Below are 18,909 nucleotides of genomic sequence, written 5' to 3'. Positions count from 1 at the left end.
TCTCGCCCCGCTTTTCCGCTAAACCTGGCCGAGCGGCAGGCTCTGCGCCAGACGCACCAGATAGCCGTCCGGATCCTGCACCAGCAGTTCGCGCGACGCCCTGTCCTCTCCGCCGACCTTGTAGACGGCATCCTGAATGCCGCGAAACAGCGGCCAGCTCACGTGCGCCAGCCGGGCCGCGACGACCGCGAGATCCGAGACCTCGATCTGGAAGTTGATGCCGCGGCCGAGCGGCGGCTCCAGCGGTGCGGTGACCCAGGCACCGTTGATCTGCGACAGCATCACCTGCGCGCCCTCGCGCTGCAGATAGGCGAAGTTCGCAGCCTTCCGCTCATAGGCGATGGTAAAGCCGAGGAGGTCGCACCAGAAGATGAGGCTGCGGCCGAGATCGGTCACGTCGAGCTCCGGTACCAGCGCGTTGAAGCCGCCGGCCGGCAGTTTGCCTGCACTGTCGGCGGCGTTGCGCGCGCTCTGGTCGAGGCGGGGTGGAGGCAGGTCGAGGCTCACAATGCCGACGCCTCGACCGGCGCATACCGCCAGGGCTCCAGCGTTCCAGGCCGCCCGGGAAGCGACAGTGTCGCGGTGCGCGGCGGCGTCTGTGAAATGATCTTGCCGCGCCGCATCACCATCAGCCGGTTGGACCGCATGCGCACGGCTTCGGCCGCGTCGCGCGCCTCGATCAGCACGAGATCGGCATGGCAGCCGGGCGCGATGCCATAGCCGTCGAGCCCGAAGGTGCGGGCCGCATTCTCCGTCACCGCGCGGAAGGAGGCCCTGACCGCTGCCGGGCTCGTCATGTGGCCGGTGTGAACCGCCATATGGGCGACATCCAGCATGTCGGCATTGCCGAACGAATACCAGGGGTCCATGCAACTGTCCTGCCCATAGGCGACATTGACGCCGAGCGCCATCAGCTCCGGCACCCGCATCATGCCGCGCCGCTTGGGATAGGTGTCGTGGCGCCCCTGCAGCACGATATTGGCCAGCGGATTGGGGACGCAGTGGATCTCCGCCTCGGCGATCAGCGGCAGCAGCTTGGAGACATAGTAATTGTCCATCGAATGCATCGACGTCAGATGCGAGCCGGCCACCCGCCCCTGAAGCCCGAGGCGCTGCGTCTCGCAGGCCAGCGTTTCGATATGGCGCGACATCGGGTCGTCGGTCTCGTCGCAATGCAGATCGACCAGCAGCCCGCGTTTCGCGGCGATCTCGCAGAGCGCCGTTACCGAGCGTCGCCCATCCTCCATCGTCCGCTCGAAATGCGGAATGCCGCCGACGACATCGACGCCCATGTCGAGCGAGCGCTCGAGATTGCGGGCGGCCGTGGGCGAACGGAAATAGCCGTCCTGCGGAAAGGCCACGAGCTGCAGGTCGAGATAGTCCCGCACGAGATCCTTCACCTCCAGCAGCGCCTCGACGCCGGTCAGCTTGTCGTCGCAGACATCGACATGGCTGCGCACGGCGAGCAGTCCCTGCGCTACCGCGAGATCGCAATAGCGCAGCGCCCGCTCGATCACCGCCTCCCTGGTCAGGAGCGGCTTCAGCTCGCCCCAGAGCTGGATGCCTTCGAGCAGCGTGCCCGACCGGTTGAGCCGCGGCGTGCCGAGCGACAGCGTCGCATCCATGTGGAAGTGGATATCGATGAACGGCGCGCTGACGAGCCGGCCGCCCGCATCGATCATTTCACCCGCCTCCGCCGCGATGTCGGGCTCCACCGCGACGATCCGCCCCTTGCGGATAGCGATATCGACATCCTCCCGGTCATCGGCAAGATTGGCATGGCGGATGATGGTATCGAACGTCATTGTCGGCTCCGTACGTGCAGGCTTTCCCGCCAGCGATCTCACGGTCGGCATCTTAAACGGTCGCACAGGCCCGGCAAGCGCGCAAAGCCGGTGTTCAGGCCTTATCGGCACGCAGGGCGCGCGTCTCGAACGCCACGGAACTTTAGGAGACGTGAGGACGTTATGCGCGAAACCAGGAGAGATGCCATGTCGATACGATTTGCAGCCCTGACAGCCTATATCGCCCTCACCGCCACCTTCATGACAGCCGCCGTGCTGTCGCAGACGGACGCACCGACGGTCTCGATGAGTTCCGTCTCGCTCGGCAAGACCAACCGCGTGATCATTGGCACACCGGACAGTTTTGTCATGGAACGCTTCGCCGGCTGAGCGGAGACACAAGACCCTGCGTCTCGATCGAACGTTCCAACCCGCCCGCCTGTCGCGTGCGGGCTCAACTGTGCGGCATCGGCGCCTACAGCGCCAGCCGCACCAGCAAGGCGATGCCGATCCAGAGCCCGATTGAGACGAGCGATGCGCAGACCAGCGCAACGAGCCTCAATGTCGGGTGCTTGGTCGGCGTCTGCTTCCCGGCAAACGACCGGGGCTGCAATCTCGGCACACCGATATTCCCTATCGTGTTCTGCATGACATGCCTCATCCCGTTGCATCCTGACGCCGAGACGTGAAATCCGCTCGGTGCCTGATGATGAAGACATCTAGCGATCTTTCGGCATCAAACCGCTAATCGCATTCACGGCATTTTACGCAATTGCGCATTTCATCTGAGGGGGTAACGCAAAAGCCCGGCTTGCAGATGCAAACCGGGCTCATCATTGCTGTCACGATACCGTGTGCTTTAAGCGTCTTCGACGACCCGCAGGGCCTGCGCCCGGGCAAGAGCCGCCTTCTGCACCGCATCCTGCACCTTTTCGAAGGCGCGAACCTCGATCTGGCGGACGCGCTCGCGGCTGATATCGAACTCGGTCGAAAGCTCTTCCAGCGTGACCGGATCTTCCGTCAGGCGGCGGGCCTGGAAGATGCGGCGTTCGCGGTCGTTCAGCACGGCCATCGCACCCGACAGAAGCGAACGGCGGTTTTCCAGCTCGTCCTGCTCGATCAGGATGTCTTCCTGGCTCTCATGGTCGTCCACGAGCCAATCCTGCCACTGGCCGGACTCGCCCTCGCCGGCCTTGATCGGCGCGTTCAGCGACGCGTCGCCGGACAGGCGCTGGTTCATCGAAATGACCTCGGCCTCCGACACGTTCAGCGTCGTCGCGATCTGCTTGACCTGATCGGGCTTCAGGTCGCCGTCATCCAGCGCCTGGATCTTGCCCTTGAGGCGACGCAGGTTGAAGAATAGCCGCTTCTGATTGGCGGTCGTGCCCATCTTCACAAGCGACCATGAGCGCAGGATATATTCCTGGATCGACGCCTTGATCCACCACATGGCATAGGTCGCAAGACGGAAGCCACGCTCCGGGTCGAACTTCTTCACCGCCTGCATCAGGCCGACATTGCCTTCGGACACCACTTCGCCGATCGGCAGGCCATAGCCGCGATAGCCCATGGCGATCTTCGCCACGAGGCGCAGATGGCTGGTCACGAGCTGGTGGGCGGCCTTGCGGTCGTCATGCTCCTGGTAGCGCTTGGCGAGCATGTACTCGACCTGCGGCTCCAGCATGGGAAACTTGCGAATTTCATCGAGATATCGATTGAGACCACCTTCGCCTGCGGTCAGTGTCGGCATCGTACTCCGGGCCATTGTGCACCCCTTTCTCGTTCCGGCTTCCATCTGGCCAGCCGGCATGTGGGTCCTTCGACCCCACAGGTTACCAAGATAAGAACGCGCCGCGCACGATTCAAGGATGCAGCCGCGCGATTGCGACCCCATCCTTGGGCTTCGGGATATCTCGGTTAGATCGGCACGAAAGGGCTGAAATCAACCCCTCGCGCCCTATTTTCCGGCCGGCTTCACGCGAAGGCGAAGCCTGCGGGCGACGATCTCAGTGGATCGCGCCGCCGTCGTCTTCCTGCTCGGACAGGAACGCTTCGTCGCTTTTCGCGCTGAGGCGCACCCGGTTTTCATCGACGCTGTCGACCAGCGACAGGGCGATGAAATGGTGATGATCCTGGTGGCCGACCGGATTGTCCTTCTTCGTCAGCTTGATGCGGTCGCCCTCGACACCGTCGACGGTTCCGACATGCACGCCATCGGCGCTGATGACTTCGGCATGTTCCTTGATATGGCTGGCATTGATCATGACGTTTCTCCCTGGTGATCGATGTTCTGGTGATCGATGGGGGAAAAACGCCCGCCTCGGCAAAAGGATGCATGGACGCATCAAGATTTCGCCGCGCGCATAAAGACTCAGGCCTTGAGCGCGGCCGCCAGTTCCAGCATGTCGGCCGGCAGCGGCGAGGTAAAGCGCATGGTTTCCCCGGTTGCCGGATGCTCGAAGGCCAGCATGAAGGCATGCAGCGCCTGGCGCGGAAACCGGTCGACCACGGCCTTGGCAGCCTCCGGCAGGAGGTTCGATTTCGTCCGGAAGGCGGCGCCGTAATCGGCATCGCCGACAAGGGGATGCCCGATATAGGCCATGTGGACGCGGATCTGGTGCGTCCGCCCCGTTTCCAGCCGGCATTCGACCATGGCGGCGAGCGCCGTCGCGTCCGGCTTTTCGTGGTAGCGCTCGGTCACCTCGTAATGGGTGATCGCCTCGCGCGCATCGTCCGCATCGTGCTTCTTCACCGCCCGCTTGATCCGGTCTCCGGCGCGGCCGAGCGGCGCGTCGATCGTGCCGCGAAGGCCGCGCGGCCGGCCCCAGACGATGGCGGCATAGGCGCGTTCCAGCGGTCCTGTGCGGCCATGGTCGGCAAACTGGTCGGAGAGGTGCCGGTGTGCCAGATCGTTCTTCGCCACCACCATGACGCCGCTCGTGTCCTTGTCCAGACGGTGAACGATGCCCGGCCGCTTTACGCCGCCGATGCCCGACAGGCTGTCGCCGCAATGGTGGATCAGCGCATTGACCAGCGTGCCGGTCCAGTTGCCGGCGCCGGGATGCACGACGAGGCCGGGCGGCTTGATCAGCACGATCACGTCGTCGTCCTCGTAAAGCACGTCGAGCGGGATATCCTCGCCCTTCGGCTCGGGATCGTCCGGCTCCGGCATGCCGATCTCGAACACGTCGCCCGGCTGCACCTTGCGCTTGGGCTCCAGCACCGGCTTGCCATTGACGCGCACCGCGCCCTGTTCGATCAGCGCCTTGAGGCGGTTGCGCGAAAAAAGACCGTCCATCTGCTCGGTCAGCCAGGCATCCATGCGTCCGGATGCATCCTCGTCTGCCGTCAGGACTTTCCTTGGGGCTGCCGCTTGTTTAAAGGGGTCGTTCATAATGCTCAATCCGTGAGGTCAAACCGCCCATGTCGATCCAGGAACCCGACGAACAGGACGAAAAGCCGCTCGATCCGGTTATGGAAAACGTTCGCCGCAAGATGATCCGCCTGCAGCTGGTCTCGGCGGGTGTGATGTTGGTCATGCTTATGGCCGTGCTGGGCGCGATTGTCTACAAGGTCACGCGTCCGAGCACCGCCCCGTCCCTGGCAAGCGCCCCGGCCTACAACGGGACCGGCGTGCCGAGCGATGCGCCGCTGGCGGCAACCGCCGTGCTTCCGCAGGGCTTCGAGATCGCCGGGACCTCCCTTTCGGGCGGGCAGATCCTGTTTTACGGCACGCTGTCCGGCGTCCGCAAGGCGCTGGTCTACGACATCGCCGCCAACCGCATCGTGGCCGACATCACCGTTTCCGCGAACTGATCGTGGCGAAGGTCGAGCGCATCATCGATCCGGCCGATCCGCGCATCGCCGCCTTCGTCTCGATCCGCGAGCGCGACCTGACCGGGCGCCAAAGCCGCTTCATCGCGGAAGGCACCGTCGTGCTGCGCATGCTGGCGGCATCGGCAGCCGGCGGCGGGCCGTTTACCGCCGAAGCGATCCTGCTGCTCGAAAACCGGCTGGCCGGCGTCGCCGACATTCTCGCGCAGTTCGACGAGACGGTGCCGGTCTTCGTCGCGGATGCCACGGTGTTCAATGCGATCGCCGGCTTCGACATGCATCGCGGCGTGCTCGCCATCGGCCTGCGGCAGAGACCGCAGACGCTCGCGGACATGCTTGCGACCCTGCCGGACGAGGCCCTGATCCTCGCCGCCTGCGGCCTGTCGAATCACGACAACGTCGGCGCGATCTTCCGCAACGCCGCCGCCTTCGGCGCCAGCGCCGTGCTCCTGGACGAGACCTGCTGCGATCCGCTCTATCGCAAGGCGATCCGCGTTTCCGTCGGCGCGGTCCTCAGCGTTCCCTTCGTGCGGGAGGGCACGGCCGGCGATCTGCTCGCGGCCATCGAGGAGCGCAGCTTTGCGCTCTGGGGGCTGTCGCCGCGCGGGGAAACCGACCTCGATGCGATCCCGCCGGCCCGCCGCACCGCTCTCGTGGTCGGTGCCGAGGGCGAGGGCCTGCCGCCCGCCATCCTGTCCGCGATCCGGACCGCGCGCATCCGGCAGAAGCCCGGCCTCGACAGCCTCAACGTCGCCACCGCCACCGGCATCGCCCTCCACCGGATCGCGCAGCTCAACGGCATCGTGTAACGAACGAACCCGTCCGATCCGGCTTACGAGGTCGACGCGAGGAGCGCGCGGGTGCGGGCGGCGAGCGTCGTCGTGCCGGTCTCTTCCGTCTCCCGCGCCAGAAGCGCCGGAATGGGCGATGCCGCGCCTTCGCCTCGCGCCGTCAGCGCCGTCATACCGGCGGCGATCCGCAGCATCTCGTCGCGCAGCGCCGCATCCTCCGACGGATCGGCAGCGACGAGGCGATCGACGAACGCGCCGGCTTCCGCCCGCAATTGATCCGGCGAGGGAAGGCCGTTCGATGGGAGAAGCAGGATATCCTCGGATGCCGGCACGGCAATCGCTGTCTCCTGTGCAACGGGAAGCGGGCCGGCACCGCCTGTTTCCTCGCCGGCAGGCAGCCGGGGCTCGATCCCGGCGGCGCGCAGGGCCTGCAGGGCGGTCGCCAGTTCCGCCGTCATCTCGCGCACACGGGTGGTGAGGCGATCGATTTCCGACCGGCCGCGTTCGAGGTTGGTTTCGCGGTCGGCCAGGAGCGCATTGGCCGTCGTCAGCCGGGATTCGAGCTGCTTTGCCCGGATCTCCTGCTGCGCCAGCTTCAGCTCGAGGGCTTTCGCCTTTTCGCTCTCGCGGCGGCGCTCGTCGCGCAAGGTTTCGCGCTCGTCGCGCAGGCCGCCGGCGCGGGCATGAAGCTCGTCGACATGCAGCGCTTCAGCGGCCGATACGACACGCACCTCGTCCAGCTCGCCCGAAACGCGATCGAGCTGGCGCGCGAGCACCGCGGCCTGTTCGGTCTTCGACGCGTAATCCGTCTCCAGCGCCGCCAGCGCCTCTTTCAGCCGCTCGATATGTTGTTCCAGCAGCCGGATGCCGGAGCGAAGGTCGCCCGCCTCGCCGTTCATCACGTCCAGTTGGGTCCGCAGGTCGTCGTTCTCGGCGCGCACGGCGCGCATTTCCGTCTCGGCCTTTTCGCGGGCGAGCATCAGGGAGATCGCCTTGTCGCGCTCGCGCTTCAGCGTCTGGCTGGTGCGCACGTTCTCGGCGGCATAGATCGCCCGCGCCGCATCCTTCTGGGCACGGACCTCCTGTTGCGACAGCGGCGTCGTCGCCTTCAGCCGGTCTTCCGCAAAGCGCACGATCCGCCGATGGACGACGGGCGCGACCAGCGCACCGAGGAGGACCGCGGAGAGAAAGCCCAGGGCGAACAGCAGTGCAAATTCAATCACGCGGAGGTCACTTCACAGGCGGTTGGACAAGGGCATCATCCCCTTGCGCATCATTATTCGCGCTCGGCCCGGACTTGGCAAGCGCGCGGCAGACACGCCGCGACGCTTAGGACACGCGGCTGGACAGACCCGAAAAAGCTCAGGCCGAAAAGGGCTTAAAAGGGGTTCCAGGTCGGCTGCTGCGTCAGCTTGAGATAACCGACATTGATGCCGAGACGGGCGCCGACGCCGGTGCGGATCGGCACGAGCACGATATGCTCGTCGGTCAGCACCGTCATGCCGACGCCGGCCACCACATAGGCCGAACCGGAGACGCCGCCGAAGCGCTTGTAGAGGCCCGGCACGCTCGGAAGATTGTAGACCAGCATCATGATGCGGCTGCCCTGCCCGCCGGCGTCGATGCCGAGCGAGGGGCCCTGCCAGTAGACGCTGTGCTGTCCGGCATTCTTGGTGTTGAGGCTGCCCTCGCCATAGGTCAGGCCGGCGACGAAGGCGCCCGAGCCTTCCTGGCCGAGAATATAGCCGTTCGGCAGGCCATAGCTCTGGAACGCGCGTTCGACCACCTTGGCCAGACCGCCGGAGGTGGAGCCGAAGAACCCGTGGCCGGCATCGACGATTTCCTGAATGGTATATTGCGACGAGCCGTTGGCAGCCTGCGCGGACGCGGTGGAAACCGCGACGCAGAGCGCAAGGGCGCCGAACAGGACGGCCTTGACGACAGACAGCAGGCCGCGCCGCGGCATGCGCGCGGCAACATCCGTCGCGCGTGCAAATTTCGATCTCGGCAGCATCGCATCCTCCGTTTTCGCAGGGCCGATGGGTGTCGGCAGGAGCAGGCCGTGCCTGTCCGCGCGCCCCGGCCCGGGATTCCGCCACTCTGAACCCATCATCTTAACAATTGGTTTACCAAACATGGTGTCATTATGGCTGAACGGGACGCGCCACGTCCGCGCAATCTTCACCCTCTAAACACGCCCCGGAAACGACCCTGCGCGAACGCGTCGCGCACCGGGATGATCGGCAGGGACGACCCTTGAAGGACACGACGATGGAAAAGAATCCGAACCTCACCCTGACCGGCCCCGATCTTGCCGCCCTGTTGTGCAGCCGCGTCTGCCACGACATCATTTCTCCGGTCGGCGCCATCAACAACGGCCTGGAGCTTCTGGACGAAGGCGGCGCCGATGCCGATGCGATGGACCTCATCCGCACCAGCGCGCTCAACGCGGCCGTCCGCCTGAAGTTCGCCCGCCTCGCCTTCGGCGCCTCCGGCTCGGTCGGCGCGTCGATCGACACCGGCGAAGCGGAAAAGGCGGCGCGTGATTTCGCCGTGGTGGAAAAGAAGACCGAGATCAGCTGGACCGGCCCGCGCGTCATCATTCCGAAGAACCGCGTGAAGCTGCTGCTGAACCTCTTCCTCATCGCCTATGGCGCCATTCCGCGCGGCGGCTCGCTCGACGTGACGCTGGAAAACCCGGAATACGACGCGGTCTTCAAGCTGGTCGTGCGCGGCAAGATGATGCGGGTACCACCCAAGCTTGTCGAATTGCTCTCCGGCACGCTGGAGGAAGCGGTCGATGCCCACACGATCCAGCCCTATTACACGGTGCTGCTGGCGGACGAAGCCGGCATGAAGATCGAGATCCTGCCGACACCGGAAGAGATCGTCTTCATGGCCTCCACGGTTTCGTAACGCAGATCCCGCCTCCTTGCCGTCACGGTAACGGTTTGTTTGCCAAAGGCGCCTAATATTCCCGAGAACAGCGCAACCCCCGGATCCGGACTGACGGATCCCGGAGGGGGCGCAACCGGACGTTGACCAAGCGCCGGGGCGGTTTCCGCCCGCGGCCCAAGGTCGAGGGCTCGGATCGCGGGAATGGAAGGACAAGGAGCACCCATGCAGCGCTTGATGATCGCCGACGATTCCGACGTGGTGCGCAAGGTCGGCAAGCGCATCCTCTCCGGCATGGGTTTCCTCGTCTCCGAGGCCGCCAACGGCCTGGAAGCCCTGTCGCGGTGCGAGGCGGAGCTGCCGAACATCATCATCGTCGATGCCGGGCTCGACGGCGCGCTGGAGCTGATCGCCAACATTCGCGTGATGTCCGAAGGCAAGTCCGTCCGCATCTACTACTGCGTCATCGAGGCGGACCTGCGCAAGATGATGGCCGGCAAGCGCGCCGGTGCCGACGACTTCCTGCTGAAGCCGTTCGACCGCAAGATCCTGACGAGCGTGTTCGGCGCCTACGCCGCCGCAGCCTGACCTCGGGTTTTCTAGACCTCCCTCCCCGACATCCCCCATGTCCGCACCAGGCCGCCCGCAAAGGCGGCCTTTGTCGTTTGCGCTGTCCAAAGGTCGGGGATGCCCTGCTCTCTCTATCACTCACTCTCACTCTGGCGCCGAAAACGAAAAACCCGCCACGAGGGCGGGTCGGTCGGCACCGATGTCGGCGATCCTGCACTGCGGGATGCATGATCGCCGATGGCGCTCAAAACATCCGGAAGATCAGGCGCTTTCGGCCAGATCGCCTTCCGGTTCGCGCAGCACGTAGCCACGGCCCCAGACGGTCTCGATGTAGTTTGCGCCGCCGGCGGCATTGGCCAGCTTCTTGCGCAATTTGCAGATGAACACGTCGATGATCTTGAGTTCCGGCTCGTCCATGCCGCCATAAAGGTGGTTCAGGAACATTTCCTTGGTGAGCGTCGTCCCCTTGCGGAGCGAAAGCAGCTCCAGCATCTGGTATTCCTTGCCCGTCAGGTGGACGCGCTGGCCACCGACTTCGACGGTCTTGGCATCCAGGTTGACGATCAGCTCGCCGGTCGAGATGACGGACTGGGCATGACCCTTGGAGCGACGCACGATCGCGTGGATGCGCGCCACCAGCTCGTCCTTGTGGAACGGCTTGGTCATGTAGTCGTCGGCGCCGAAGCCGAGGCCGCGAACCTTGTCCTCGATGCCGGCCATGCCGGAGAGGATCAGGATCGGCGTCTTCACCTTGGACAGGCGAAGCGTCCGGAGCACCTCGTAGCCCGACATGTCGGGCAGGTTGAGGTCGAGAAGAATGATGTCGTAATCGTAGAGTTTGCCGAGATCGACGCCCTCTTCACCGAGATCGGTGGTGTACACATTGAAACTCTCGGACTTGAGCATCAACTCGATGCTCTGCGCTGTCGCGCTGTCGTCCTCGATAAGCAGAACCCGCATGATTTTTGTCCCCTTTTCCGCCGTCGAAAGGTAGTGCAAGGCTGCCTGACGCGAAACGGATCCAGTCGTTGCCTGATTTGGAGCTTGCCATCAAATGGTTAACAAATTCTGATTCCCTCTGGCAAGGTGCACATGCTTTGTTAAATATTTTTGTCAGCCCCTTGATTTTGTTCGATTTTGATAATGCAGCCTTCTCACCCTGAAGGTGAGGCAACCGCCCTATCGGATTCCACAGACTCGTCAAATCACCAAAGCATCACATTTCGCACTGGGCATTTACCGGGCCTTAAATGATCGTCCCTAGGATTAACTATGCCCGTAAACGAAACGTTACCAGCGGTAGGCATTTGTTAAGATCGCTGGGATTTTTTCGCGGCGCTGCAGGCATGAGCCTTCGGCAAGGGTTGCAAGTGAGATGCCGGGTCTCGCACCGCGGGAGTATTGCGTATGAAGTCACGTGAGAGCCTTGTCCGCCTGAAGGAATTTCAGGTGAAAGACAAACAGCGTCAACTGAAGCAGCTTCAGATGATGATGGCCGAATTCGAAAGGATGACCAAGGATTTGGAGCATCAGATCGCCTTCGAGGAGAAAAAATCTGGCATTTCGGATCCGTCCCATTTTGCCTATCCGACCTTTGCCAAGGCGGCCCGCCAGCGGGCCGACAATCTGCAAGTGTCGGTACGGGAACTGAAAGTCCAGCAGGACGCGGCCGAACTCTCCCTGGAAGAAGTCCAGGCAGAGTTTGCCAAGGCCTCCGCACTCGAAGAACGCGACGGTCTCGTGCGGCTGCGCGCCTGATCCGTTCTGCCGGCAGTTCAACCTGACCGGCAAACCAGACTGACCGACGACACCGCGCCTCGCTTCGAAGCGCGGCTGTCGTCGTTTTGCTTTCAGCTCAAGTCTCTCGCCGACGATCGCGCTCCTCGCGCGCAAAGATCGACACAGGGGATGATTGGTAAGCCAAGGAGCTTGCGCGAAGCCTGCCCGCCGCTTCGTCCCGCGGTTGCCGGCCGTGGAAAAGCACGGCGCGCCGGACGCCTGTGAGGAGACGGCGCGTCCCCTGTCCCGACACGACCGATCGACCGGTCTCAAAACGCCAATGAGCGGCCGCGACGTAAGCCGCGACCGCTCATTGAACAAACCTGACGCCTGACGTCCTTGCGGATCAGTGGCGATATTGCTGGATGCGCGTCGTGCGCAGTCCGGCCAGACCGTGATCGTTGATCGAGGCCTGCCAGGACAGGAACTCTTCCACCGTCAGCGTATAGCGCTCGCACGCCTCTTCAAGGCTCAGGAGGCCACCGCGAACGGCCGCCACCACTTCTGCCTTGCGTCGAATTACCCAGCGCCGCGTGTTCGCCGGAGGAAGATCGGCGATCGTCAGTGGACTGCCATCCGGGCCGATGACATACTTCACGCGGGGTCGTACCATTTCGGTCATTGGACTCTCTACACATACTCAAGACCATATTCAGCGAGCCTAGCCTGCCACATTTAAGATTTGCCTAAGCTCCACGACACAATTTATCCATCATTCGAATGGCTTGCCGGAAAAGGTCAATCCGGTGCTGAAAGAACAGGCTTTTTCGCTCGCAACGCCCGGCCGCAAATTTCGATTGTATCGCGACAGGGCACACGGAAAAGCAGGGGAAATCCGGAAAGAGGCCTTTCCGGGACGGGGCCCCTCCCCGCATGGCAGCCATGCGAAAGAGACGGGTTTCAAAACTCGTAAGTTTTAAATATAAAATGATGCAATGCTGAGGCGTGCGACGCACGCGGGCCGACGTTATACCCCCTCTTTTCCTTGCACCGGGCGCGGATCGTTCCCGCGAAGCGTTTGGGGCACAGCGTCGGGACACGGCAGACTGTGTCTCGAGGGCCGCGGGGCTTCGGGATGTCTCTCATGCGCACCCACGGGTGCCTTCAGATCGTTTTTCCGCTAGACTGCACGCCCTCAGTGCCAGAAAAGCGCCCGCTCCGGGCGCGGTGCGGAGAGCTGGGTCGTTTTGCCCGGCGGGCGGAAAAGCAGATCGGGAGACAGACAGAAAACAAGGAGCCGGTGCGGCCGGCGGTGGTGATAGCGCAATGTCCGACGTCGATGAAACGGTAAGCGGCAGGAAATCGAGCCTGCTGTCTGCGCACTCCGATCCATCCGCCGTTCAGACGGAATACGAAGTGCTGCGTCTCATGCGGCAATGCGCCGCCGAATTCGGCTTCGACAATTTCATGATCGTGCGGGTTCCCACCGGCGACCAGCAGAATTTCGCCGAGCGCCTCGTCGTCAGCAGCTGGCCGGCCGACCTCGTGCGCGGCTATGACGCGCTCGACATCTTCCGCCTGAGCCGGCTGGTGGAAGAGTTGCGCCACACCAAGCTGCCCGTCTTTCGGGAAACCGCCGCCTTTCTCGGTCTGCGCGGCAAGCCCGTGACCGCGCTCGGCATCGCCCCGTCCATGGCCTTCACCCTGGCGGTGCTCCTGCACACGACCTATGCCGATCCCTTCATCGTCACGCTTTCGGGAAGCCGCGACGCTCCGGAAGGCGTGGAGGCCGCAGAGCTCTATTATGTGCTGCTGCAGCTGTTCGAGCGGCTGGAGCGCGCCATGGATGCCGGCGTCACCACCCGCGAAAAGCTTTCGGCCCGCGAGATCGAATGTCTTCGCTGGGCCGCGGCCGGCAAGAGCAGCGACGAGATCGCCATCATCCTCGGCATCTCCGCCTATACGGTCAGCAGCTATTTCAAGACGGCCGCCCGCAAGCTCGACGCCGTCAACCGCATGCAGGCCATCGCCCGCGCCATGCGCCTGAAGATCATCTGATCGTCCCGTGCCAGCACCGGCACCGGCACCGGAACCGACATAGGAACCGGCACCACAGGATGCCGCGCAGCGCTTGTAGACGCGCCCGCGACCTTTTATATTGCGATGAGCAAGGTGCAGGCGCAGATGCCGCACCGATCATCCGACAGAATCGGACCATCTCTCGTGAACAGCCTCGATTTCGACCGCAAGCCTGAAGATACCCGCGTCGTGGTCGCCATGTCCGGCGGCGTCGACAGCTCCGTCGTCGCGGGCATCCTGAAGCGGGAGGGCTACGACGTCTTCGGCATCACGCTGCAGCTCTACGATCATGGCGCGGCCGTGCATCGCGCCGGCTCCTGCTGCGCCGGCCAGGACATCGACGATGCCCGCCGCGTCTGCGAGGTGCTCGGCATTGCCCATTACGTGCTCGACTACGAGCAGCGCTTCCGCGAGACGGTCATCAACCCGTTTGCCGAAAGCTACATCGCCGGGGAAACGCCGATCCCCTGCGTCGCCTGCAACCAGACCGTCAAGTTCGCCGACCTGCTGGCCACCGCGCGCGATCTCGGCGCCGACGCGCTGGCGACCGGCCATTACATCCGCTCGCGCGCCAATCCGCAGCCCGGCTTTCCCGGCCGCCGCTCGCTCTATCGCCCGGCGGATGCCGACCGCGACCAGAGCTACTTTCTCTTTGCGACCACGCAGGGGCAGATCGACTATCTGCGCTTCCCGCTTGGCCACCTGACCAAGGCGGAAACCCGGGCGCTGGCCGAGGACATGGGCCTCGTCGTCGCCAAGAAGGCCGACAGCCAGGACATCTGTTTCGTGCCGCAGGGCAAGTACAGCGACATCGTCTCCAAGCTGAAGCCGAATGCGGCGCTCGCCGGCGATATCGTCCATCTCGACGGGCGCGTGCTCGGCCGCCACGAGGGCATTCTGCATTATACGATCGGACAGCGCCGCGGCATCGGCGTGGCCACCGGCGAGCCGCTCTATGTCGTCCACCTCGACGCACGCTCCTGCCGCGTCATCGTCGGCCCGCGCGAGGCGCTGGAGACGCGCCGCGTCGCGCTGCGCGACATGAACTGGCTGGGCGACGTCGCCCTTCAAGACCTGCCGGCCGAAGGCCTCGCCTGCTATGCCAAGGTGCGCTCCACCCGCATCCCCGCCCCGGCTTTGCTGAAGGTCGATGCCGCCGGCATCACCGTCGAGCTGATGGAAGGCGAAGCCGGCATCGCGCCCGGCCAGGCCTGCGCGCTCTATTCCGGCCCCGGCGAAGACGCCCGCGTCTATGGCGGCGGCTTCATCCTGCGCTCCGAGCGCGAACCCGCCGCCGAACAGGCGCTCCGCCACCTGCTGCAAGCCCCCGCCGCCGCCTGAAACCGGCGGCGCCGGACCCTTGCATTCCCGGCACCCGGACCCGCTTTCCCCTCATCCCCCCTTTTTTTCCACCATCGCTTGACACCCCCCTGACCCCCATCTTATAAGCCGCCCACCGCAAGCGACCGACCAAAGGTCGCATCCGGCGGCGGGGTAGCTCAGGTGGTTAGAGCAGCGGAATCATAATCCGCGTGTCGGGGGTTCGAGTCCCTCTCCCGCTACCAAATTCCTTCGATTTTGATGATGGCGTGGCAGTCGATATGGACGGCTTGAGCCCGCGTATCGCGGTGGCGGACGCGACTTTCCGGAAATTTGACACGAGAAATCGGAATTTCCGCTTTTCCGCAACGGGCGTAAAAACCATTTCAAATTGACTTCGAACGACAGCTGAAAGACGCGTTAGCGATCCTTGGAACGAGTCAGCTAGTCACCAGATCACCAGCGACATGTGACCAGACTCATAACGTAGAGCTAAGTTTTCCAGTGGTCACCAGCGGTGATTAAATGCTAGTGAGCTTAAGGGTCTGCTGCTTCATCAGTCGAGCAGCTAGGATGATAGCGCCAGCCCATCACTTCCAATTAGTGAAGCCAGGACACACGATGAAAATCAAAGATGTCATTCAAATCCTCAAAGATGCCAAAGAACCTGCGCCTAAGCTCGATGGCCTGATCGCAATCATTGCTGGATATCGGCGGAGAGGCGAGACCGTTGATTCATGGGTCGACCCGGAGGGTAGCTCCGTCAATCGTCCGCCGCGATACACAGAAGTCATCGATGATGCCATGGCGCTGCAGGTTGCACTATGCCCCGCTACAAAGGCCGGGTGCGCTTGGGAAATGGGCGCAGGATCGGCCAACGTCGGTTCTACGATCGCATATTCGGTGAACCCAGCAATGGCACTCAGCATTGCTTCGCTTGAGGAAATGCTCAGCCGACAGTCGACGGGCAACGAATAGAATTGGCCATGCGATACGAGAAGATCCTCCAACAGCTTGAGCAGTCGCAGGAAGCCAGCCGTTTCCTAGACGCGTCGATCGCCTTGGCCGCAGGCTATTCTCGTAAGGATGCGGGTGATGGCCGGTCAGCATGGTTGAACCCCGAAGGACTCCCGGTTCGGAAGGTTCCGCTTTACACGAAGTTCGTACAGGAAGGCCGTAGGCTGGCTGACACACTGTTGCCCGGTGAGGCTGCCGCAGTAGTTTGGGATCCTGATGGCTCAGGGAAGGCTTCGGTGGAAGTGGGCGTCTACCACATCGGCGCCACTCCCGCGATTGCATTGTGCATCGCCGTTTTGTCCACCCACGAGAAGCGGTTTGATTGAAAGTTGCCGCTTTCAGATTAGAGTTTCGAGTAAAAAATGACTAAGTTGAGCTTCAGTAGCTACGCAAATTTCCAGAAAGCGGCAGTGGACAAAGGCTTGATCCTAGCCGCTGATATGAAGATCTCTGGGAGCATCACCTACGAACCGCCCGTTCGCCTAAGTGGCTCATCAGTGCTCGGGGCCTGCCATATGGGTATGGGCTCCTACATCGGTCCGGGCGGGCTAATCAAAAACGCGACAATTGGTCGATATTGCGCCATCGGAGAACGCGTTCAGATCGGACCGCCGAACCATCCCACAGAGTGGGTGAGCTGCCATCCGTTCCAGTACAGCCGCGTTGGGTATTTCGACAGCTACGATTATATGCCCAAGGGCAACAAACGTTATCTCAATAACTCGAACCGAACGATCATCGGCAACGATGTATGGATCGGCACGAATGTCGTTATCATTCAGGGAGTGACGGTGGGAACCGGCGCCGTGATTGGAGCCAATTCCGTTGTGACCAAAAATGTCGAACCCTACTCGATCGTTGTAGGAGCGCCGGCGATTGCGAAAAAACGCAGGTTCCCCGACGACCTTTGCGAGAGCCTTCTAGCTTCTGAGTGGTGGGAAAAAGATTTCCGGGATCGCGACCTTTCCTATGATGACCCGCGGAAATTTCTCGAGGAACTCATGATGGAAGAAATTTCGCAGATCCAATTGGCGAAGCACACGGCGTCGTCCACAGCCTCAGGGTGGGAGCTGAGGCTAAGAAAGCCTGTTGTTATCGTCAGCGAGCCGCCAGAACCTGTCCAACTTCCTGATCAATCAGCTGAATAAGCTCGGCAACTCTCTGATCGTCGCGAGCTTGCTTTTCACTGTCGGGGAAGTCGGTCGCGAACCTTGAATTCTCGGCGTCCTGATGAAGCTTCTCGTCGATAAGGTTTGCAATCGCTTGACCCAAGCTGACATTCATGGCGGTCCCTCTCTTTAGCGGTGCTCTTAGCTCTTATGAGCTCGAAATGACAAGCGAGCCATCGTGCCGCTGATTACAATCGTTCGAATTCGAGTCGGTTATTCGGAAGTGAAGTCGACCATATCCCAATTCATAGAGCCGGGCGTTCTGGCCCATGCGATACGCTGCCTGATCAGCTTTGCCGGAACCCCGGCATAGATTGCATTTGGAGTGGCAAGAGGACGTGACACAATTGCGCCGGTTCCTACAATCGATCCGCTGGCTACCATCATACCTTTGATGATGCGAACCCCCTCTCCAATCCAAACGTGATCTCCAATCACCACGTCACGACCGGCGTTGATCTCCTCCCTCGAATCAAGATCGTAGATTGGGTGCTCATCCGAGCATCGAATTTCGACGTTGCGAGAGACCTGGCAATCGCGACCCATCTTGATAGATGCGCGACTGCCGACGCTAAATCTCACAGTCTCCGTCGTGGTCTCTGGGCCGATCCTGAGGGAGGACTTGTTGCCGAGGACGTAAACTAGCCCTCTAAGCCGCGTATTTTTCCCGACGACAATCAAGTTCCCAGAGCCTTTGATTATGATCGAAAAGCCTGACAAATCAGCGCTCGGATCAAGGCGGAGATGGTTTCCGTTGCCGCAGACCTCCAGCCTTCTCGGAGGAAAGAGACAAGCCACATGATTGGTGACGTTGTCTTCACCGTCGACAATCACGCCCGGTGCGGAGGCCGCGGCAGGCTCAATCATTGCTATCTTCCCATAGCTGAGCACGATTGGAAGCGAACTGACGAAAATTCTTATGCAAGGCAAAGGTCATTGTTATCTCCAGACAGCGACCTTGTAATACCTTTCATCGTCCGATTGAAGATGACATCAGCGATGATTGTTGGCGGCGCTGGCATTCAATGCCGGCACCGCCGCTTCACGATCGCCCCCCACCAGATGGTAATGGGGTGGCTACCCACTACCAAGCCGGAGCGGGGAAGCGGAGATAGCCCCACATCCGCTTGACCGTGATGGTCACAGTCGTACTTGCCGGAATTGCCACGCAGACGAACGGTCCGATGTAGCCGGTTGATACAGAGCCCGGTTGCGTCGTCCCGACTTCGCTCTTGAGGCTGATGCGCGATGGCGGCGATCGAGGCCACAGACGCCCCTTCCTCAAGGCGGATCGTGACAGGGCCGACGACAATCTCGGCGCGGGAGACTGCTTTGGCAGTCGGCGGCTCCGGTGCGGGCATCTCGACGACCATGGCCGCGAATTCAACTTCGTCCTCCGGCGCAGGCAAAACCAGCTTGCCCTGCCGCGCCAGCGTTCGCCAGGACGACAGGTGGTTGGCCTTCAGCCCGTATCGCCCCGCGACTTCATTCACCGTCGCGCCCGGTCGCAAACTCTCTGACCTGAGACCCGACTTCCCTCCAATTTTCGGGAGAGTCTAGGCTCAGGACTCATAAAATTCACAGCCAGAAGATAACAGCGGCCGCGATGCAGATGCTCGAGAAGAAGGTATGTGCACAGCGGTCGTAGCGGGTGTGAATGCGCCGCCAGTCCTTGAGCCTGCCGAACATGTTCTCGATTTTGTGGCGCTTCCTGTAGAGAACAGGATCGTG

The 18,909-nt window shown here is 62.4% G+C and carries 24 protein-coding genes and 1 tRNA gene; 12 read left to right on the top strand and 13 right to left on the bottom strand.

Annotated elements, in window-relative coordinates; all coding sequences use genetic code 11:
• Positions 1 to 18 precede the first annotated feature (18 nt).
• Positions 19 to 507 carry a VOC family protein gene (locus C8J36_RS22065; RefSeq protein WP_245506698.1) on the bottom strand — a complete coding sequence of 163 codons (489 nt, stop codon included), beginning with the start codon at positions 505 to 507 and terminating at the stop codon, positions 19 to 21.
• Positions 504 to 1,805, bottom strand: coding sequence for an amidohydrolase family protein (locus C8J36_RS22060; RefSeq protein ID WP_132537487.1), 1,302 nt, complete (start codon positions 1,803 to 1,805; stop codon positions 504 to 506). The genes C8J36_RS22065 and C8J36_RS22060 overlap by 4 nt, the downstream gene beginning before the upstream one ends.
• A 186-nt stretch (positions 1,806 to 1,991) precedes the next feature.
• Here C8J36_RS22060 and C8J36_RS22055 point away from each other — a divergent pair, with 186 nt between their 5' ends.
• Positions 1,992 to 2,174, top strand: a complete 183-nt coding sequence (locus tag C8J36_RS22055; protein ID WP_132537486.1) for a hypothetical protein — start codon at positions 1,992 to 1,994, stop codon at positions 2,172 to 2,174.
• A gap of 85 nt (positions 2,175 to 2,259) precedes the next feature.
• Here C8J36_RS22055 and C8J36_RS25070 read toward each other — a convergent pair whose 3' ends face one another.
• The 4 genes from C8J36_RS25070 to C8J36_RS22040 form a co-directional block, all read right to left on the bottom strand.
• Complete coding sequence (locus tag C8J36_RS25070) at positions 2,260 to 2,433, bottom strand: hypothetical protein (protein WP_165915142.1); 174 nt, start codon at positions 2,431 to 2,433, stop codon at positions 2,260 to 2,262.
• Between the two features lie 210 nt (positions 2,434 to 2,643).
• Entirely contained in the window at positions 2,644 to 3,549 is a 906-nt protein-coding gene (gene rpoH, locus C8J36_RS22050) for an RNA polymerase sigma factor RpoH (RefSeq protein ID WP_132537485.1), read from the bottom strand.
• 241 nt (positions 3,550 to 3,790) lie between these two features.
• The gene (locus C8J36_RS22045; protein ID WP_062595720.1) at positions 3,791 to 4,048 is read right to left on the bottom strand and encodes a DUF2171 domain-containing protein; all 258 of its coding nucleotides are present in this window, start codon (positions 4,046 to 4,048) and stop codon (positions 3,791 to 3,793) included.
• Between the two features lie 107 nt (positions 4,049 to 4,155).
• Entirely contained in the window at positions 4,156 to 5,178 is a 1,023-nt protein-coding gene (locus C8J36_RS22040) for an RluA family pseudouridine synthase (RefSeq protein WP_062595721.1), read from the bottom strand.
• Positions 5,179 to 5,207: 29 nt separating this feature from the next.
• On the opposite strand from C8J36_RS22040, the gene C8J36_RS22035 reads away from it, so the two are divergent.
• Both C8J36_RS22035 and C8J36_RS22030 read left to right on the top strand, forming a co-directional pair.
• Positions 5,208 to 5,600, top strand: coding sequence for a hypothetical protein (locus C8J36_RS22035; RefSeq protein WP_132537484.1), 393 nt, complete (start codon positions 5,208 to 5,210; stop codon positions 5,598 to 5,600).
• Positions 5,600 to 6,427, top strand: a complete 828-nt coding sequence (locus C8J36_RS22030; RefSeq protein ID WP_132537483.1) for an RNA methyltransferase — start codon at positions 5,600 to 5,602, stop codon at positions 6,425 to 6,427. Before C8J36_RS22035 ends, C8J36_RS22030 begins: the two co-directional genes overlap by 1 nt.
• A gap of 23 nt (positions 6,428 to 6,450) precedes the next feature.
• On the opposite strand, the gene C8J36_RS22025 is transcribed toward C8J36_RS22030, so the two are convergent.
• Together C8J36_RS22025 and C8J36_RS22020 are read right to left on the bottom strand one after the other, a co-directional pair.
• Complete coding sequence (locus C8J36_RS22025) at positions 6,451 to 7,632, bottom strand: hypothetical protein (protein ID WP_132537482.1); 1,182 nt, start codon at positions 7,630 to 7,632, stop codon at positions 6,451 to 6,453.
• A 155-nt stretch (positions 7,633 to 7,787) separates the two neighbouring features.
• Positions 7,788 to 8,375, bottom strand: coding sequence for an EipA family protein (locus tag C8J36_RS22020; RefSeq protein ID WP_132537552.1), 588 nt, complete (start codon positions 8,373 to 8,375; stop codon positions 7,788 to 7,790).
• Positions 8,376 to 8,680: 305 nt separating this feature from the next.
• On the opposite strand from C8J36_RS22020, the gene C8J36_RS22015 reads away from it, so the two are divergent.
• Together C8J36_RS22015 and C8J36_RS22010 are read left to right on the top strand one after the other, a co-directional pair.
• On the top strand, positions 8,681 to 9,325 hold the full coding sequence (locus C8J36_RS22015) for a histidine phosphotransferase family protein (protein WP_062595725.1): 645 nt from the start codon (positions 8,681 to 8,683) through the stop codon (positions 9,323 to 9,325).
• Between the two features lie 204 nt (positions 9,326 to 9,529).
• Positions 9,530 to 9,892 (top strand): response regulator, encoded by a 363-nt coding sequence (locus C8J36_RS22010; protein WP_062595726.1) that lies wholly within the window; start codon positions 9,530 to 9,532, stop codon positions 9,890 to 9,892.
• Between the two features lie 243 nt (positions 9,893 to 10,135).
• Here the strand turns inward: C8J36_RS22010 and ctrA are convergent, their stop codons facing one another.
• Positions 10,136 to 10,834, bottom strand: a complete 699-nt coding sequence (gene ctrA / locus C8J36_RS22005; protein ID WP_056339603.1) for a cell cycle two-component system response regulator CtrA — start codon at positions 10,832 to 10,834, stop codon at positions 10,136 to 10,138.
• A 447-nt stretch (positions 10,835 to 11,281) separates the two neighbouring features.
• Here ctrA and C8J36_RS22000 point away from each other — a divergent pair, with 447 nt between their 5' ends.
• Entirely contained in the window at positions 11,282 to 11,632 is a 351-nt protein-coding gene (locus C8J36_RS22000; RefSeq protein WP_132537481.1) for a flagellar export protein FliJ, read from the top strand.
• 367 nt (positions 11,633 to 11,999) lie between these two features.
• On the opposite strand, the gene C8J36_RS21995 is transcribed toward C8J36_RS22000, so the two are convergent.
• Positions 12,000 to 12,275, bottom strand: coding sequence for a DUF1153 domain-containing protein (locus C8J36_RS21995; protein ID WP_062474978.1), 276 nt, complete (start codon positions 12,273 to 12,275; stop codon positions 12,000 to 12,002).
• Positions 12,276 to 12,919: 644 nt separating this feature from the next.
• Here C8J36_RS21995 and C8J36_RS21990 point away from each other — a divergent pair.
• From C8J36_RS21990 to C8J36_RS21965, 6 genes are all read left to right on the top strand, one after another.
• The gene (locus tag C8J36_RS21990) at positions 12,920 to 13,651 is read left to right on the top strand and encodes a LuxR family transcriptional regulator (RefSeq protein ID WP_132537480.1); all 732 of its coding nucleotides are present in this window, start codon (positions 12,920 to 12,922) and stop codon (positions 13,649 to 13,651) included.
• Positions 13,652 to 13,816: 165 nt separating this feature from the next.
• Positions 13,817 to 15,013, top strand: coding sequence for a tRNA 2-thiouridine(34) synthase MnmA (mnmA, locus tag C8J36_RS21985; RefSeq protein ID WP_132537479.1), 1,197 nt, complete (start codon positions 13,817 to 13,819; stop codon positions 15,011 to 15,013).
• A 147-nt stretch (positions 15,014 to 15,160) separates the two neighbouring features.
• Positions 15,161 to 15,237: transfer RNA gene (locus C8J36_RS21980), tRNA-Met, on the top strand.
• 376 nt (positions 15,238 to 15,613) lie between these two features.
• A complete protein-coding gene (locus tag C8J36_RS21975; RefSeq protein ID WP_132537478.1) occupies positions 15,614 to 15,970 on the top strand; it encodes a hypothetical protein in 357 nt (118 codons plus the stop codon).
• A gap of 8 nt (positions 15,971 to 15,978) precedes the next feature.
• Positions 15,979 to 16,335, top strand: coding sequence for a hypothetical protein (locus C8J36_RS21970; protein WP_132537477.1), 357 nt, complete (start codon positions 15,979 to 15,981; stop codon positions 16,333 to 16,335).
• Between the two features lie 36 nt (positions 16,336 to 16,371).
• Positions 16,372 to 17,157: a CatB-related O-acetyltransferase gene (locus C8J36_RS21965; protein WP_132537476.1), complete on the top strand. Its 786-nt coding sequence runs from the start codon at positions 16,372 to 16,374 to the stop codon at positions 17,155 to 17,157.
• A 234-nt stretch (positions 17,158 to 17,391) separates the two neighbouring features.
• Here C8J36_RS21965 and C8J36_RS21960 read toward each other — a convergent pair whose 3' ends face one another.
• The 3 genes from C8J36_RS21960 to C8J36_RS21950 form a co-directional block, all read right to left on the bottom strand.
• Positions 17,392 to 18,045, bottom strand: coding sequence for a hypothetical protein (locus C8J36_RS21960; RefSeq protein WP_132537475.1), 654 nt, complete (start codon positions 18,043 to 18,045; stop codon positions 17,392 to 17,394).
• Positions 18,046 to 18,200: 155 nt separating this feature from the next.
• Positions 18,201 to 18,689, bottom strand: coding sequence for a transposase (locus tag C8J36_RS21955; protein ID WP_281029264.1), 489 nt, complete (start codon positions 18,687 to 18,689; stop codon positions 18,201 to 18,203).
• Between the two features lie 67 nt (positions 18,690 to 18,756).
• A partial coding sequence (locus C8J36_RS21950; protein WP_132537473.1) for a transposase occupies positions 18,757 to 18,909 on the bottom strand: 153 nt, incomplete at its 5' end.

Origin of the sequence: Rhizobium sp. PP-F2F-G48 (assembly GCF_004342335.1) — a bacterium.
Taxonomy (GTDB): domain Bacteria; phylum Pseudomonadota; class Alphaproteobacteria; order Rhizobiales; family Rhizobiaceae; genus Ferranicluibacter.
Note: the sequence above shows the minus strand (reverse complement) of the source record. Positions and strands in the feature narration are given on the sequence as shown.

What these genes read in the sequence shown, in the direction of transcription:
- C8J36_RS21965 (WP_132537476.1), top strand. Translation starts at nt 16,372, where the DNA reads ATGACTAAGTTGAGCTTCAGTAGCTACGCAAATTTCCAGAAAGCGGCA.
- C8J36_RS22010 (WP_062595726.1), top strand. Translation starts at nt 9,530, where the DNA reads ATGCAGCGCTTGATGATCGCCGACGATTCCGACGTGGTGCGCAAGGTC.
- C8J36_RS22020 (WP_132537552.1), bottom strand. Translation starts at nt 8,375, where the DNA reads ATGCCGCGGCGCGGCCTGCTGTCTGTCGTCAAGGCCGTCCTGTTCGGC.
- C8J36_RS22055 (WP_132537486.1), top strand. Translation starts at nt 1,992, where the DNA reads ATGTCGATACGATTTGCAGCCCTGACAGCCTATATCGCCCTCACCGCC.
- C8J36_RS22045 (WP_062595720.1), bottom strand. Translation starts at nt 4,048, where the DNA reads ATGATCAATGCCAGCCATATCAAGGAACATGCCGAAGTCATCAGCGCC.
- C8J36_RS22060 (WP_132537487.1), bottom strand. Translation starts at nt 1,805, where the DNA reads ATGACGTTCGATACCATCATCCGCCATGCCAATCTTGCCGATGACCGG.
- C8J36_RS21960 (WP_132537475.1), bottom strand. Translation starts at nt 18,045, where the DNA reads ATGATTGAGCCTGCCGCGGCCTCCGCACCGGGCGTGATTGTCGACGGT.
- ctrA (WP_056339603.1), bottom strand. Translation starts at nt 10,834, where the DNA reads ATGCGGGTTCTGCTTATCGAGGACGACAGCGCGACAGCGCAGAGCATC.
- C8J36_RS22015 (WP_062595725.1), top strand. Translation starts at nt 8,681, where the DNA reads ATGGAAAAGAATCCGAACCTCACCCTGACCGGCCCCGATCTTGCCGCC.
- C8J36_RS22040 (WP_062595721.1), bottom strand. Translation starts at nt 5,178, where the DNA reads ATGAACGACCCCTTTAAACAAGCGGCAGCCCCAAGGAAAGTCCTGACG.
- C8J36_RS22035 (WP_132537484.1), top strand. Translation starts at nt 5,208, where the DNA reads ATGTCGATCCAGGAACCCGACGAACAGGACGAAAAGCCGCTCGATCCG.
- C8J36_RS21975 (WP_132537478.1), top strand. Translation starts at nt 15,614, where the DNA reads ATGAAAATCAAAGATGTCATTCAAATCCTCAAAGATGCCAAAGAACCT.
- C8J36_RS21995 (WP_062474978.1), bottom strand. Translation starts at nt 12,275, where the DNA reads ATGACCGAAATGGTACGACCCCGCGTGAAGTATGTCATCGGCCCGGAT.
- C8J36_RS21970 (WP_132537477.1), top strand. Translation starts at nt 15,979, where the DNA reads ATGCGATACGAGAAGATCCTCCAACAGCTTGAGCAGTCGCAGGAAGCC.
- C8J36_RS21990 (WP_132537480.1), top strand. Translation starts at nt 12,920, where the DNA reads ATGTCCGACGTCGATGAAACGGTAAGCGGCAGGAAATCGAGCCTGCTG.
- C8J36_RS25070 (WP_165915142.1), bottom strand. Translation starts at nt 2,433, where the DNA reads ATGCAGAACACGATAGGGAATATCGGTGTGCCGAGATTGCAGCCCCGG.
- C8J36_RS22000 (WP_132537481.1), top strand. Translation starts at nt 11,282, where the DNA reads ATGAAGTCACGTGAGAGCCTTGTCCGCCTGAAGGAATTTCAGGTGAAA.
- rpoH (WP_132537485.1), bottom strand. Translation starts at nt 3,549, where the DNA reads ATGGCCCGGAGTACGATGCCGACACTGACCGCAGGCGAAGGTGGTCTC.